This window comes from Acinetobacter sp. SH024 (genome assembly GCF_000163635.1).
Taxonomy (GTDB): Bacteria; Pseudomonadota; Gammaproteobacteria; order Pseudomonadales; family Moraxellaceae; genus Acinetobacter; species Acinetobacter pittii.
In genome coordinates, this window is record NZ_GG753600.1 from 760,423 (window position 1) to 776,186 (window position 15,764).

Here is a 15,764-nt window from a genome sequence, read left to right on the forward strand (position 1 = left end):
GTATGTCTCGTAAAGGAAATTGCTTAGATAATGCTGTAATAGAAAGCTTCTTTGGAATATTAAAATCGGAGTGCTTTCATGGTGAAAAATTTCAATCAACTGATGAGTTAGAGAAAACTATACGAGAGTACATTCATTATTATAATCATGAGAGAATCAAGGTGAAGCTACAAGGTTTATCCCCTGTACAATATAGAAACCAGTTTTTAAAAACTGCTTAACTAACTGTCCAACTTTATGGGGTCAGATCATTCCACCGTAGAGGGGGCACGAGGGGCTAGACACTAAAGATATAAAACCTTTAATGCTTCTATGATACGGTCCGTCAAAACCGACTGGCGATGTAGGCCAGCAGGCAAAGGATAGTGTCCAACCCTTTTGCAGTCAAGCACACAAAATGACATTTGCTTTAAAATAGATCATTAAAAAAGGAAGGCTAAATAATGAGGAAGTTATTGTTAAATTAGGGTTTATAAAGAGCTATAAATTAAAGCAGTCGAGTGGTGATAAGTTTTGAGCTGAATATACACAGATGTTGTGTATATTGCCGCTTTGAACCAAGTAAATAATTTGCTCTTAAACTTATTTTTTCACAGGAAGTAGTAAAACAGGGTCTTCAATATCGTAACCAGTTTCTTCTGGAACCCCCAGATATTTAACGACAACCAACCTCTTATTGTGTTTAGGCACGCTATAATTTTGGGAAATTTTTATTGCTTTGGTGTAATGAACCGCAACATGGGTCTTACTTTGTAAAGACGGCGATTTTACAACATATTCTGTTTTATATTGCGTGATCTTCCCTGAAGGATCAAACCAAGACGATACTTGATTCTGATGAGTTTTTAATGTTTGAATTTTTACGGTCTTACTATTACTTACGACTAATGGGGTTAAATTCTTTTTAATTTTATTTAGAGCTTTATCAAATGCTCTACTATCTTGATCATAATCAATCTTATGTGTTTTTGGATTGATATAGAGAGATTTAACTTCAATCAGTTTATCAGGCGATTTACTATTTAATAGATAATAATAGAGTTGTGGTAGACGCCCTCGACCATCTTCGTAATGTCGTAATACATAAAGTTTCTTCTCTTTTTGCTGATAGCCCAATACTTCAATTTTTTGTCCACCACCGACTGTCGCATAACTATGTGCGGATAAGGTAAGAATCGAGCTAAAAGTTAAAAATTTTAGAAATTTCATGAGTTCATATCCTTGTGATCCATTAACTATATTGTATAAATATCAATCAGATTAAAATGATACTTGAGTAAGTATTACTTGCTGTTTTTATATTCTTTTGTACACAAACTGCCTTTCTAAGGGGGCTCTATTTATTATTTATCCCCCTTCAAAACGACTCATCCAGCTTTAGATATAAGCCATCATAGAAGAACAGGCTTTGCAGTATTACGTTTATAAGAAAAATAAGAACATCCCGCACACGATGCCATAATAATTATTATACCTAGGATCTGAAAACTGTTTAATCGTTCATCTAAAATCAGCCATCCAGCCAAAGCACTCACCGCGGGTGATGCACTCAATAAAATTCCAAAAACGCGTGGATGCAATTTTTTCATGGCAATCATATCTAATATGAAGGGAATCGCACTTGCTAGCATCGCCATGAGTAAACATATCAAAAGAATAGTATAACTATCAAAAATATGGACAATGTGAGATGCCCCTAAAGGCGTTGCAAACAAAGCTGCTAAGAACATTCCTGTCGCAACAGAACTTCCACCACCTTTTGCAACTTTAGAGCCGTAAATAATATATAGACCCCAACCCACTGCCGCTACTAAAGCATACGTCATACCGATAAAGCTAAAGTTATGATTTGAATTACCCATAGGTAAAAGAAGCAAACCAATAAGAGATAATGCTCCCCAAAAATAATCTAATTTATTTTTAGACATTAAAATAGCAACCGTAAGCGGTCCCAACACTTCAATGGAAATCGCGATCCCAACAGACATATAAGAAAATGCTTTATAAATTAAAGTATTCATTAAAGTGAGGATGGCCCCATAAATAATGAGATTTTTCCAATTGGTCTGTCTGTTCCAGTCTCTCCAAGGTTTATAAACAATCCACAAGAAACATGCTGCTAAAGCAAGTCGAGTTAAGGTCACTCCTTCTGCACTCAGAACTGGAAAAAGGGCTTTTCCTATTGATGCACCTATTTGCACAGAAACTAAAGATAGAAATGCGGCTGCAAATGCCATGCCTTGCTTGGAGTTTGTCTCAATCATCATATTTACCGCTCTGGGAATGATTGAAATTTTAATTCTATATAATCAATATATTTCTTCTATTTCCCTCAATAAAACGATTAAATAACTCTATATTTAAAGCTTAATGAGAGATTTACTCATGTCAGATATTTCTTTAGATAATTTTGACTACGCAATCTTAAGAATACTGCAAAAAGACAATAAGACTTCGCACCGAGAAATTTCTGAAAAAATTGGTCTATCGTCCGCTTCCGTGCAAAGACGTATATCTCGTATGGAAGAAAAGGAAATAATTTTAAAAAATTGCGCTATTTTAAATCCGCTTAAATTTGGTGAAAAAATTACGTCTATTATTGAAGTCCGCCTTAGCGAAGACCGCTCTGTAGTGATGGACAGAGCGAAGCAATACTTTGCTTCTGTTGAAGAAATTCAACAGTGTTACTTTGTGAATGGAGGCGTCTCTTTTATCATTATCATGCTGAGCAATAACTTATCTCATTTTGAAAGTTTAGTTAGAAAACATTTTGCTGATAATGAAGATGTAAAAACATATCGAACCTTAATTGTTTTAGACCGTGTAAAAGTAAACTTTGAGTTAAATATTTAAACTTCTCAATTTTGGCTTCTAAACTTTTTAGTCGTTTTATAAAACTTAAAAAGAGGCCGAAGCCTCTTTATTTTTATCGCAATCAAACTCAGTCATCAATCATGGCGAACTCTTGTTCAGGCGTGCCTTTCACTAAATGGTGACGGCTGTATAACAAGTAATAGAGTATAAATCCGACATAAATCAGTGCGGCCAATAACCAAACTTTTGGGTTCACCATTAAACCTGCCACTAGAGCAACGGCGGCAAGAATCAAAGCGATACAAGACGTCCACATTCCACCAGGCGTTTTATAAGGGCGTGGTAATTCAGGACGAGATAAACGCAATTTGATATGTGAAAGCATCATCAACACATAAGAAATGGTTGCGCCAAATACTGCCATTAAAATGAGTAAGTCACCCTCACCTGTTAAAGAAAGTAAGAAGCCAATAATACCCGGAATGATAATGGCCCAATATGGCGCTTTATTTTCATTGGTAAGCGATAAGTTTTTTGGCAAATATCCCGCACGTGACAATGCAAAAATCTGGCGTGAATAGGCATAAATAATTGAGAAGAAACTTGCGACAAGTCCAGCAAGACCCACAAAGTTAACAAAGCTCGCTAACCATGTGTGCTGACCATACACCGCAATGAGTGCATCAACTAAAGGTGCTCCCGAATTTTTTAATGCATTTGAACCCGCTGCGCCTGCACCCAAAAATAAAATTAAAAGTGCAAACGATGCCAATATCAACATTGAACCAATCAAACCGCGTGGTAACGAACGTACTGGATCTTTTGCTTCTTCGGCTGCCAGTGGTACCCCTTCAACCGCAAGAAAAAACCAGATGGCATAAGGTACTGCTGCCCATATTCCCATATAGCCAAACGGTAAAAAGTTACTCGCACCTGCATGAGAACTGACTGGAATATCAAATAAACGTGCGCTGTCAAAATGTGGAAGCATCGCGACAATAAATACCACGAGTGCAATACAAGCAACGGCGGTAATTCCAAACATGATTTTAAGCGCTTCACCTGCACCTTTAAGATGAATGCCCATAAAAACTAAATAGCAAATTAAATAAACGGCCCAGCCGCCAACTCCAAAGAGTGATTCGCAATATGAACCAATAAATACGGCAATGGCAGCAGGTGCAATTGCATATTCAATTAAAATCGCAGTACCTGTGAGGTATCCTCCAAACGGACCAAATGCAACGCGGGCAAAACTATAACCACCGCCAGCAGTGGGCAACATTGTTGACATCTCAGACATTACAAAGCTCATGCAGAGATACATAAACGCGACGATGACTGTTGCAATAAAGAGTCCTCCCCAGCCACCTTGTGCCAGTCCAAAATTCCAACCCGCAAAGTCACCCGAAATGACGTAAGAGACGCCTAGCCCCACTAAAAGTAACCAACCTACTGCCCCCTTTTTCAACTGACGTTTTGCAAAATACTCTGCGTCCTGTTGTAGAGCACCTACATCTACGCTTAATTCAGACTCTTTCATTGTCGTATTGCCTTATCGACCAAATTTACACCACCAATAGTTGCGCAAAAGATATTCATAAAACTTGACAGCAAAACATCTCCCCGACCACTTGAAGTCAAGTTGATTCATTTTTTCTTTTATAAGATCGACGGCATCTCAACACAGAACGTGTTTAAAAATTAAATTGAGGAGTTGGGTTATGTCTGTAGAACAAAATGAATTTTTAAGCCAAGTTCAATTACAAATACTGGCAGAACAAGCAATTAAGCAATATCCATCAGACTATCAAGGACAGGTCAAACTGCTATGTCAGTCTGAAAATGCAACCTTTCAGATTTCGACTGGATCTGCCCGATATGCACTTCGAATTCACCGCCCCAACTACCACAGCAAACTCGATATACAAAGTGAGCTTGAATGGTTAGATGCCTTAAATGCGAGTGGTATTCAAGTTCCTGTTGCGATTGCAGATCAATCTGGTGAGCGCGTCATCACTTTAAAACTATCGAATGATATTTATCGTTATGCGGTACTTTTCAACTGGGTGGAGGGCGATATGCCAACTGTTGAAGTTGACCCCACTGCATTTGAGCAACTAGGACAAATTACCGCAAAGCTACATGTACATAGTAAGACATGGCAAGCGCCTGAAAACTTTCAACGTATTGTGTGGAATCATGAAACCATGATCGGTGCGGATGGACACTGGGGAAACTGGAAAAATGCACCTCATTTAAGACCTCAAGATCACGGCGTGATTGAAGAAGCCATTGCACAAATTTCGAAAGATTTAAATTTCTTTGGTAAAACCCAAGAACGCTATGGCCTAATTCATGCCGATTTGCGTTTAACCAATTTATTACTACAACAAGAACGTATCGGTGTGATCGATTTTGATGACTGCGGCATGAGCTGGTTTATGCATGATCTCGCCGCTGCGATTAGCTTCAATGAACATTATGCAAATGCACCTCATTGGGTTGATTACTGGTTAAAAGGCTACGAGCGCGTAGGTCATATTCAGTCTGAAGAATATGAAATGATCCCAACTTTTATAATGCAACGCCGCATTCAAATGATGGCTTGGAATGGTTCTCACGCACAAACAGAAATGGCTCAAAGTCTTGGAGACCAATGGTCCAATGAAACTGTGCGTCTTTGTAAAAAATATCTAAACGGTCAAATGCCTGTAGGACTTTGAAAAGTGATTTAGATCGCTTTTCTTCATTTTCAATTTTTAGTTTTTAAATTTTATAGAATTTAAAGGAAGGGGTTATGCAAGCTACCCATCAACTGAGCAAAGTTGCCAAAGCACTATTACTCACCAGTAGTCTGGCAAGTATGATTGCTCTAAGCGCATGTAACTACAGCCCTCTACAAAACACATCTCCCGCAGTCGCTATTCCCAAAAAGGAATATATACAAAAAGGTCAATGGGACACTTTTAACTTTGACCAACTTAACCAATTAATTGCTAGCTATGGAAAAGATAGCCCAAACTACAATCCTGACAAACGCCCGTATATTGTCACTGACTTTGACAATACCTCGGTATTTTTAGACATCGAAGAAGCAACGTTAATTTATCAGCTTGAACACTTAGCATTTAATGTCACGCCTGAGCAGCTTAATCAGATTATTCGTAAAGGGATTAGCTCACAAAATTTTGAAGCGACCTACAATAACCAGCAAGGCCAAGCCGTCAATATTGATAAAATTGCCCCAGATATTATTGCTAGCTACACATGGCTTTATCACCACTATAGCGGTCTAAAAGGCAAGCAAACTCTGGATCAAATTAAACAAGATCCGCATTATCTCGATTTCATTACTAAAATGAGATATCTATATGCGGCAATTGGAGACACGTTTGATCATGAAGTTGCATATCCGTGGGTCACTTATTTATTTACTGGGCTTACCGAACAACAAGTCCGTAATTTGGTAAAAGCAACGGTGGCTTGGCAAATTCAGCAACCGATTGGACCCGTGACATGGACGTCCCCAGCAGCGCTTTCGGGCCAAGCAGGTGTTGTGAAAATCACTTGGGAAAATGGTTTAAGACCATACCGTGAAATGCAAAATCTATTTAAGGCCTTTCAGGATAATGGCATTGATGTCTATGTCTGTTCGGCATCTTTTATTGATGTGATTAAGGAAGTTATTTCTAATCCAGAGATTGGCTATAACATTAATGAAAAAAATGCCTACGCCATGGAGTTAGAACGAGATGCACAAAATCGAATTTTACCCGAGTTTCGTCATGGCTATGCGCAAACTCAAGGTAAAGGCAAAACCGCAACCATCCAGCGTTTTTTAGTCTCTAAATATGGTTATGGGCCAATTTTTATCGCAGGTGACAGTGAAGGCGATCAAAATATGATGCAAGATTTTACGGCGACTCAGAAGGTTCTGATTATCAACCGATTGCGCAGCCCAAGTTCTGATATTGGAAAGTTTTCTCAGCAGGCTGTACAGAGCTATGGTCACGCTAATCCTAAGTTTTTACTACAAGGTCGCGATGCCAATACAGGTCAATTTAGACCTTCAATGGCTAGTTTAAGTTATGGTGCACAAACGGCAAAAACTACAAAAAATTAGTATTTCACTTATTTTCTCATGCCTACAATACATGTTGTATGCATGAGAAGCTGCTTAATTTCTTGTTTTAGTTCTGCCCTTTTGCCTATCTCTAATGCATTTTCTGCCTTCTTTTAGTTCGCTACCCAACCTTAAATACAATGATTGATGTCTTCTTAAAGAGTCAAATCTGAAACTTAAAACAGCAACACATAAACCATTATTTTATAAATAGTTTTAACCACAAAAAATCATGGACGTAAGCAAAAACTGGTATGGCTTTTGCTTAATATAAGAATAGTTAGGAATAAATATCATGAGACTTGACATGTTACATCTCAACCCAGCTCATCTTGTCGATTCAAATATGTGTAATCAAGGTGTATTGTCTGCAGCCGCCTCTGGATTAAGCGAGTTTATTCGTCAAAAAGGTGCAGATGTTGATCGCGTTTTAGGTATTAGTGGTATTAATCCTGAACTTTTAATCAGCCCAACGTTGAGCTTACAACTACCCAATTATTGCAAGGTGTTAGAACAGGCGGCATTGGTTTCAGGTTGTGATAATTTTGGTCTGCATTATGGTCAACAGTTTCAACCGAAATCATTAGGGCTTATTGGTTACATCGGTCTTTGCTCAAACACATTAGAGTCTGCACTCATGAACATGACCAATAACTTTTATTTGCATCAGAAAGATACCCTCAATCGAATGGTCGATTTAGGAGATAGCTGGCGCATAGATTATCAAGTCCAACACGGCGCGATTTTAACTCGTCGCCAAGATGCTGAACTGACCATGGGCATGTTTATGAATGTGATCCGTGAAGTGATGGGCCCTCATTATTCACCACGCGCCATTCACTTTGAGCATACTCGACCTGAATTCTGGCAAGAACATAGCAAATTATTTAACGCGCCTGTTTATTTTGATCAACCATTTAACTCCATCATCATTTCAAAAAAAGACGTCCAGCATACTATGCCGGGACGCGATTCTATTTTATTAACAGTGATTCTAGATACGTTGCACCTACTCAATCGCGCTTCACCAAGTCAATGTCTTGCTGATCAGGTTCGCTCTCACATCCAACTTGAACTCAGTGAAGGTGAACCAAATCTTGAAAAAATCGCTCACGATATTGGTTTAACGAGTTGCACCCTTACCCGCCGTTTAAAAAATGAAGGACTGACCTTTACCCATTTAGTCGATCAGGTTCGTTGTGAATTGGCCGAACATTATATTAAGCAGAAAAATATTCCAATTTCAGAAATGGCATTCCTGCTAGGTTATTCAGAAGTAAGTGCTCTATCTCGTGCATTTAAGCGCTGGTTTGGTGTTACACCACGTCAATTAAGACACTAAATCATTGCAAATACAGGCCTTGAATAAAGGCCTTCATTTTAATAGCTGAGCAAATTAGACAAGAAAATACCCTTCAAATTAGATTTAACATCCAACTTGAAGGGTATTTTTTATAGAAGGTCTTACTTTAATTTTATTAAGGCTTGATCTAAAGCACCGACTAACCAATCGATATCTTTTGTTTGGAAGGCCAAAGGTGGGCGCAGTTTCAATACATTGCCATAAGGACCTGCAACTGAGGTTAAAACTCGATGAGTGTTTCTGAGCTCTTCAATAAGGTTCAAAGCCAATGCTTTATTCGGCTCTTTTGTAACTCTATCTTTAACCAGTTCAAATCCTATAAATAAACCAGCACCACGGACATCGCCAACCACTTCATGTTTATCCATAAGTTTAGTGAGTTCTTTTAGAAGTAGCCCTCCCACATATTTGCTATGGGTTTGCAATTCTTCTTCCTGAATCACTTTAAGTACAGCCTGTGCCGCTGCCATAGAAACAGGATTACCACCAAAGGTATTAAAATATGGAATTTTATCGCTAAAAGCAGCAAGGACTTCACTCTTGGCTAAAAGCCCTGACACTGGAACTCCGTTACCCATTGGCTTACCTGTGGTAATGATATCAGGCACAACATTGTGGCGACCAAAGCCCCAGAAAGAATCGCCAGTGCGCGCGAAACCTGGTTGTACTTCATCGGCAATAAAGATACCGCCATTGGCATGCACAACATCAACCGCTTTTTGTAAAAAGCCAACAGGATTAGGCATGACACCGTCAGAAGAAAATATTGAGTCCGCTAAAAAACCTGCAAACTTGATGCCTTTTGCATTCATATCATCAATTTGTTGTTGGATCTGCTGTGCGAACCATTCACCTAAATCATCAGTTTGTATCCGATAATAATCAGGTGCTGGAACTAGACGAGTTGTAGCATCTAAAGGTTGTTCAGTTCCCAGTGCTGGAGAGCATCCTGAGGTTAAACTACTGGTCCCATGATAGGCTTCTTGAGAAACAATAATTCCTGTACCGCCACTATATTCACGGGCAATACGAATCGCTAAATCATTGGCTTCCGAACCTGTACACATATACATGGCACGGTCAATTTCATCTGGAGTGGTTTGTAAAAGTTCTTCGGTATAATCCAAAATATTTTCATGTAAATAACGGGTATGGGTATTGAGCATTTTCATTTGCTCATTTACCGCTTCAATGACCGCAGGATGACAATGACCAATACTGGCAACATTGTTGTAAACATCTAGATATTTATGACCTGCTGCATCCCATAAATATTGCCCCTGACCTTTCACCAGATGCACGGGATTACGATAAAACAAGCGATAGGATTCACCTAAAATTTTATTTCTTTTATCTGTCAGTTTTCGGGTAGCATGATCCAGCTCAGCAGCATGTTCTGGACGAAAGCTATTGGTATCCATAATGGTTGAACGCGTACCCATGAATGACTCCTCTATTTATATTCAGCATACTTTTGCGCGAGACAATGACTGACGTAGGCAATTCATACTCTGATTCGACATATTTCAGTATTTGTTTGAAGTTACGCAAACCATATTGCTTAAGTATCTTGAAAAAAACTTGACCTCAGACCACTTAAGCCACAATTTGAAGTCAACTTATTGGTCTTATGCTTCAGGGTTTCACTACTCTTTTTTTCAATAACTCAAATTTGTTACCATTACACATCTGGAGTGACTCCAATTCGCTTTATACTATGGATGCCAATTTTCAAAGTTCATCCAGTTGTGTTCTTTTCTTGAATGACATTCATTTTTAAAAGACTTGAAATTGGTTAGATGACCAAACGTAAAATATTACTGATTTTTTAAGGGTTTAATACGCATGAATAGCGCTGAAATCATGGCTGACTTATCTTCTCACACACCTATGATGCAGCAATATCTCAAAGTTAAAACGGACTATCAACATGCGTTGCTGTTCTACCGTATGGGTGACTTTTATGAACTCTTCTTTGAAGATGCTCATTTAGCAGCCAAACTTTTAGGCATCACATTAACCCATCGCGGCAAAGCCAGTGGCCGACCTATTCCAATGGCGGGTGTTCCCTATCATTCAGCCGAAGGTTATTTGGCGCGACTTGTTAAAGCTGGGCGCACGGTAGCCATTTGCGAGCAAGTTGGAGAAGTAACAGGTAAAGGCCCTGTTGAACGTAAAGTTGTTCGTATTCTGACCCCAGGTACATTAACTGATGACGCATTACTCAGCAGTTATCAATCATCTAATCTCGTTTCATTGTGCATTCATCAAAACCAGATTGGTTTTGCTTTACTTGACTTGAGTGCAGGCATTTTTAAAGTTCAACAACAAGATTACAAGCCAGAGCAATTGCCTATTGAACTTGCGCGTTTAATGCCAAGTGAGATCTTGATTGATGAAGACTTGGTCGATACCAATATTATCGAACAAATTAAAAAGCATTTAGATTGCCCTGTTACTAAACGTCCAAATGTAGACTTCAACCTAAATAATGCACAAAAAACCTTATGTGATCAGTTTACAGTATCAACACTTTCAGGTTTTGGTTTAGACCCATTACCTTTAGCCAAAGCTGCTGCCGCTGCACTTATTCATTATGCAAAAGAAACCCAAAAAACTGCATTACCCCATATTCGCTCAATCCAACTTGAACAAAGTACCGACTTTATTGCGCTCGACCCAATTACGCGCCGCAACTTAGAAATTATCGAGCCATTATTTGAACACGGAACATCATTATTTCAACTGGTAAATGATTGCCAAACTGCAATGGGTGGCCGTCTATTAAGCCGCACACTCATGCAACCTGTGCGCGATACTGCATTGCTTGATGCTCGTTTAGATGCGATTGAGCAACTCATTCAGGGATATCACGAAAACCCAGTTCGTTTAGTGCTTAAAGAAATTGGTGATATTGAACGTGTGCTTAGCCGCGTTGCTCTAGGCAGTGCGCGACCACGTGATTTGGTGCAACTTCGTCATGCATGTGCACAAATTCCAGCTTTAAGAACGGCGTTAACTCCAGTCATTCAAGCGAAGAAATCTAAGTTATTAGTTCAATTAGATGAAGAGCTTGGAGACTTCAAAGCGCTTCATCAACATTTGATGGCAGCTATTGTTGAAAACCCACCAGTATTACTTCGTGATGGCAATGTAATTGCAGAAGGATATGATGCAGAGCTTGATGAATTACGTCAAATTCGCGATCATGCAGGTCAATTCCTCATTGATTTAGAAATTAAAGAGCGTGAACGTACTGGCATTAATACCCTTAAAATTGGTTATAACCGTGTAAGTGGTTATTACATCGAACTCACTCGCGCTCAAGCAGAACAAGCGCCAGCCGACTATATCCGTCGTCAAACTTTAAAGAATGCTGAACGCTACATTACCCCTGAGCTAAAGAGTTTTGAAGATAAGGTCCTGTCGAGTGAGTCGCGTGCACTCTCTCGTGAAAAAGCATTATTCGAAGCTTTGCTTGAAAACCTTCGCGAAAATATCGCTCACCTACAAATGATGAGTTCAGCAATTGCTCAAATTGATGTCATTGCAAACTTTGCTCATCAAGCACGTTTAAACAATTGGGCGCGCCCTGAATTTACTCCGGAAACGGGCATTAAAATTCAGGCAGGTCGCCATCCTGTCGTTGAAGCATTAAATAAAGCACCATTTACCCCAAATGATACTTTCCTTGATGCTCAGCACCGCATGGCAATTATTACCGGTCCAAACATGGGCGGTAAATCAACTTTCATGCGTCAAACGGCATTAATCAGTTTACTTGCTTATTGTGGTAGCTATGTTCCGGCTAAAGCGGTCAAACTTGGCCCAATTGACCGAATTTTTACCCGTATTGGTTCAGCCGATGATTTATCTACAGGTAAATCTACCTTTATGGTCGAGATGACAGAAACTTCGCAAATTCTGCATCATGCTACCAACCAGTCGTTGGTGTTAATGGATGAAGTTGGCCGCGGAACCAGTACCTATGACGGTTTATCTTTAGCATGGGCATGTGTGGTCGATTTAACCAAGCGCGTAAAATGTTTATGTTTATTCGCGACTCATTATTTTGAGTTGACCGAACTTGGTAGTGAAGCAGGAATAGATAACTATCATGTCACGGCGCAAGAACTGAATGGCAATCTGATTTTATTGCATAAAGTTCAGCAAGGCCCTGCAAGTCAAAGTCATGGTTTACAGGTCGCAAAATTAGCAGGTATTCCTGCCAATGTTATTAAAGAAGCGCAGAAACGTTTGCGCATTTTAGAAAAACAGCAGCAGCAACATCTACAAACCAGCTTTCAAAATGATTTGTTTGCTCCACCAGATGCAAACTCTGGTTCACAAATCATAGAGAAAGTTGTCGAGATCGAAGTTTCATCCCCTGCTCTAGATTTACTTAAGCAAATTGAAGTCGATAACTTATCGCCTCGTCAGGCGCTTGAACAACTCTACGAGCTGAAAGCTGCGCTCAAATCTTAATAAAGCACGTTCGAATAAGCAGGCTTAGGTCTGCTTATTCATATTGGAGAATAATATTTATATGATCTTAAGATCTTTGCAAAGTTCAGAAATTGATCTTATTTGGCAGCAGATTAGCCGCCGTGAATTAATTACTCAAAACTACATACAAAAACAGCAACAGTTAGAATTGGTTGATTGTTTTTTTGATGTACAAAATTGGGACTCATACCATCTAGAAAATGACCCACCTAAACTCAAACAGCTCTTTGAACAAGGTTCAATATTTGTCGGTGCATTTAACGCCTCTGAAAAACTCGTTGGTGTGAGTGTAGTCTCAAATCAAGTCATAACAGACTATCCTCACGCTAAATTACTCCATTATTTCTATGTCGATGCAGACCAGCAAGGTCAAGGCATTGGTGCTAAGCTAATGCAAGCCGCAAAAGAGTCCGCCAAGCAACTCGGTGCAAAACAACTGTATATTTCAGCAACTCCAACTCGGCGCACTGTAGACTTCTATATAAAGCATGGTGCAGAACCTCTAAGTGCTCCAGATCAACAACTTTGGCAGCTCGAACCTGAAGATATCCATTTACTATGTAAGCTTTAGCTCTAAAAATTTAAGTTTTTTCAGGAAAAAAGCCGTAAATCAAAATTTGTAAAACAAAAAATGAAAAGTTAAGGTATTTATTAAAATAGATGCCTTGACTTAAATGACATCTAAATAATTAAATAAAATATTTTTTAAGTTATTGTTTTATAAAATATATTATTATTTTAATTTTATAGACTATGCTCTGCTAAGTTTACAAGATATGTTTGATTATCAACGTATTAACTTATCTTCATATGCATGAATAAAGAATATCAATAAAAGCAATTGTTTGTTTACCCCTTTTTTGCCTAAAATAAGCTATTCGAAATGAAACCATATTTTTTAGGTAGCTGTCGCCATGACCTTTGTTGTCACTGAAAATTGTATTAAATGTAAATACCAAGATTGCGTAGAAGTTTGTCCTGTAGACTGTTTTTACGAAGGTCCGAATTTCCTAGTGATTAATCCGGATGAATGTATTGACTGTGCATTATGTGAACCAGAGTGCCCGGCAAATGCAATTTTCTCTGAAGATGAGTTACCTGAAGGCCAAGAAGTATTTATTGAATTAAATGCTGAACTTTCTCAAAAATGGCCTAACATTACTCAAATTGGCGACCAACCAGCTGACCGTGAAGAATGGAACGGCAAACCTGATAAATTACAATATCTTGAAAAGTAATTTCAAAAAAGATCAGCAACCGCTGATCTTTTTTTATACCCTATTCAAACATTTCATTGCAAATTCCTCGTAATTTGTGCACTGTTTTGCATTAAAATACCCGCAATATTTATAAGTGCTTAATTTTTCTTATGCGGAAGTTTTTGCAGAGTTTAGTACCCTTATGCATAATCCCAGCGGTTATGGTAGGTTGTGTCAGCTCTCCCCAACACACAACAACAGGCAAAACCTCTCCAAGTGGTAAACGAATCTTTATTCCACAAGAGCGCGTTATTATCGAGCGCCCAATTCCCCCTAAAGTTGAGCCTGCATCTTATCGAAGTTGGTTAAGTTCTGGTGAAAATTACCAGCGTGTTCGTGAATACGAAAAATTCTTAACCCGAAATAATGTTGCAGGTATTGTGCCAAGCTTTGAATTATTACGTTCAGCACGTGATTGGCAAAAATGTGGCCGCTCAGAATATGCTGTACCTAATCGCGAATTATGGGGAAATTCTTTATCTACCCTACGCGTATTTAAATATTTAGTTGCAGCAAAAGTTCTTACCGACTTTGAAGTGACTTCGGTTTACCGAGATTTACCTTTAAATGAATGTGCAGGTGGCGCAAGCTCATCTAAACATTTATTTAACTCGGCAATCGATTTCCGTATTGGTCCTGAGTTCCCACAAGCTCAAGATTATGCATTTATCGAAAATACCAAGTTTAAACTTTGTCAGTTCTGGGCTCAGCATGGTCAAAGCTTAAATATGGGTATTGGTCTATATAGTTCCGGGCAAATTCATATTGATACTCAAGGCTATCGTACTTGGGGCCCTGACCTCACCCGAAACAGTTCGATGTGTAATTTCTAATAAAAAAACTCCTTTCAACTGAAAGGAGTTTTTTATTGTTCATTTCCCAATCAACCAAAATTTCTTAAAACGAAGATTTTTGCACTCTATGCATAAACGTTTAAAATAGCCCGATCAACATATAGGTAAATTTGATTATGCAGCAGATGTGGACAGACATTGACCAATATATCGATTCACATTTAATTCCCGAAGACCCGCGACTCGAATATGCATTAAAGAATACCGACGAACACGGCTTTTCAAATCATCTTGCAGTAGCTCCTAACCAAGGTATGTTCTTGCAGATGCTTATTCAAATGAATAAATGCAAACGAGTTTTAGAAATCGGAACCTTTGCTGCATACAGTACCATCTGGTTAGGTCGTGCCTTACCTGAAGATGGTTATTTACTCACAATAGAAGGCCGTGCTACTCATGCCGAAATGGCACAGAAAAATATTGATCATGCCAATCTTCCTGTAAAAGTTGATCTTCGAGCTGGTCGTGCTGCAGATATCCTTTCTGCGATTGATCCTCAATCTATCGAGCCTTTTGATTTTATTTTCATTGATGCAGATAAACAGGGTTATCCTGAATATTTAGAATTGAGTCTGAAATTCTCAAGATCAGGTACGATTATCGTACTCGATAATGTAATTCGAGCAGGTGATATTTTAAATCCTGACAATAAAAAACCGAGTATTGAAGGCATCCGTGAAATGTTTAAAGCCTTAGAAAATCATCCGCAAATATTGTCTTGTACAGCCTTACAAACAGTTGGCTCAAAAGGTCATGATGGCTTCGCAATTGCAATTGTGAAATAATGGTTAAAAAATCATCTTTTTTATTTTATTATTTATAATCAATTAATTACTTTTATT

The 15,764-nt window shown here is 38.7% G+C and carries 14 protein-coding genes; 10 read left to right on the top strand and 4 right to left on the bottom strand.

What is annotated here, in order from left to right:
• The coding region (locus HMPREF0013_RS0105170; RefSeq protein WP_002125744.1) for an IS3 family transposase at positions 1-221 on the top strand (221 nt) is incomplete at its 5' end.
• 361 nt (positions 222-582) lie between these two features.
• Here HMPREF0013_RS0105170 and HMPREF0013_RS09460 read toward each other — a convergent pair.
• Positions 583-1,209 (bottom strand): hypothetical protein, encoded by a 627-nt coding sequence (locus HMPREF0013_RS09460; RefSeq protein WP_002115826.1) that lies wholly within the window; start codon positions 1,207-1,209, stop codon positions 583-585.
• Between the two features lie 182 nt (positions 1,210-1,391).
• The gene (locus HMPREF0013_RS09465; RefSeq protein WP_016802856.1) at positions 1,392-2,267 is read right to left on the bottom strand and encodes an EamA family transporter; all 876 of its coding nucleotides are present in this window, start codon (positions 2,265-2,267) and stop codon (positions 1,392-1,394) included.
• Positions 2,268-2,385: 118 nt separating this feature from the next.
• On the opposite strand from HMPREF0013_RS09465, the gene HMPREF0013_RS09470 reads away from it, so the two are divergent.
• Entirely contained in the window at positions 2,386-2,853 is a 468-nt protein-coding gene (locus HMPREF0013_RS09470; protein WP_002115807.1) for an Lrp/AsnC family transcriptional regulator, read from the top strand.
• A gap of 88 nt (positions 2,854-2,941) precedes the next feature.
• Here HMPREF0013_RS09470 and eat read toward each other — a convergent pair whose 3' ends face one another.
• Positions 2,942-4,357, bottom strand: coding sequence for an ethanolamine permease (gene eat, locus HMPREF0013_RS09475; RefSeq protein ID WP_005802582.1), 1,416 nt, complete (start codon positions 4,355-4,357; stop codon positions 2,942-2,944).
• Positions 4,358-4,538: 181 nt separating this feature from the next.
• Here eat and HMPREF0013_RS09480 point away from each other — a divergent pair, with 181 nt between their 5' ends.
• The 3 genes from HMPREF0013_RS09480 to HMPREF0013_RS09490 all read left to right on the top strand — a co-directional run bounded on the left by HMPREF0013_RS09480 (position 4,539) and on the right by HMPREF0013_RS09490 (position 8,282).
• On the top strand, positions 4,539-5,540 hold the full coding sequence (locus HMPREF0013_RS09480; protein ID WP_002115818.1) for a phosphotransferase enzyme family protein: 1,002 nt from the start codon (positions 4,539-4,541) through the stop codon (positions 5,538-5,540).
• 74 nt (positions 5,541-5,614) lie between these two features.
• The gene (locus HMPREF0013_RS09485; protein ID WP_002115822.1) at positions 5,615-6,940 is read left to right on the top strand and encodes a hypothetical protein; all 1,326 of its coding nucleotides are present in this window, start codon (positions 5,615-5,617) and stop codon (positions 6,938-6,940) included.
• A gap of 307 nt (positions 6,941-7,247) precedes the next feature.
• Positions 7,248-8,282, top strand: coding sequence for an AraC family transcriptional regulator (locus HMPREF0013_RS09490; protein ID WP_005802588.1), 1,035 nt, complete (start codon positions 7,248-7,250; stop codon positions 8,280-8,282).
• A 122-nt stretch (positions 8,283-8,404) separates the two neighbouring features.
• Here the strand turns inward: HMPREF0013_RS09490 and HMPREF0013_RS09495 are convergent, their stop codons facing one another.
• Positions 8,405-9,745 carry an aspartate aminotransferase family protein gene (locus tag HMPREF0013_RS09495; RefSeq protein ID WP_002115798.1) on the bottom strand — a complete coding sequence of 447 codons (1,341 nt, stop codon included), beginning with the start codon at positions 9,743-9,745 and terminating at the stop codon, positions 8,405-8,407.
• Between the two features lie 403 nt (positions 9,746-10,148).
• Here HMPREF0013_RS09495 and mutS point away from each other — a divergent pair, with 403 nt between their 5' ends.
• The 5 genes from mutS (at position 10,149) to HMPREF0013_RS09520 (ending at position 15,707) form a co-directional block, all read left to right on the top strand.
• Positions 10,149-12,788, top strand: coding sequence for a DNA mismatch repair protein MutS (gene mutS, locus HMPREF0013_RS09500; RefSeq protein WP_002115830.1), 2,640 nt, complete (start codon positions 10,149-10,151; stop codon positions 12,786-12,788).
• 61 nt (positions 12,789-12,849) lie between these two features.
• Positions 12,850-13,380, top strand: a complete 531-nt coding sequence (locus HMPREF0013_RS09505; protein WP_002115824.1) for a GNAT family N-acetyltransferase — start codon at positions 12,850-12,852, stop codon at positions 13,378-13,380.
• Positions 13,381-13,723: 343 nt separating this feature from the next.
• A complete protein-coding gene (gene fdxA / locus HMPREF0013_RS09510) occupies positions 13,724-14,047 on the top strand; it encodes a ferredoxin FdxA (protein ID WP_002051033.1) in 324 nt (107 codons plus the stop codon).
• 131 nt (positions 14,048-14,178) lie between these two features.
• Positions 14,179-14,901 carry a D-Ala-D-Ala carboxypeptidase family metallohydrolase gene (locus tag HMPREF0013_RS09515; protein ID WP_005802595.1) on the top strand — a complete coding sequence of 241 codons (723 nt, stop codon included), beginning with the start codon at positions 14,179-14,181 and terminating at the stop codon, positions 14,899-14,901.
• Between the two features lie 137 nt (positions 14,902-15,038).
• Positions 15,039-15,707, top strand: coding sequence for an O-methyltransferase (locus HMPREF0013_RS09520; RefSeq protein WP_002115787.1), 669 nt, complete (start codon positions 15,039-15,041; stop codon positions 15,705-15,707).
• Positions 15,708-15,764 lie beyond the last annotated feature (57 nt).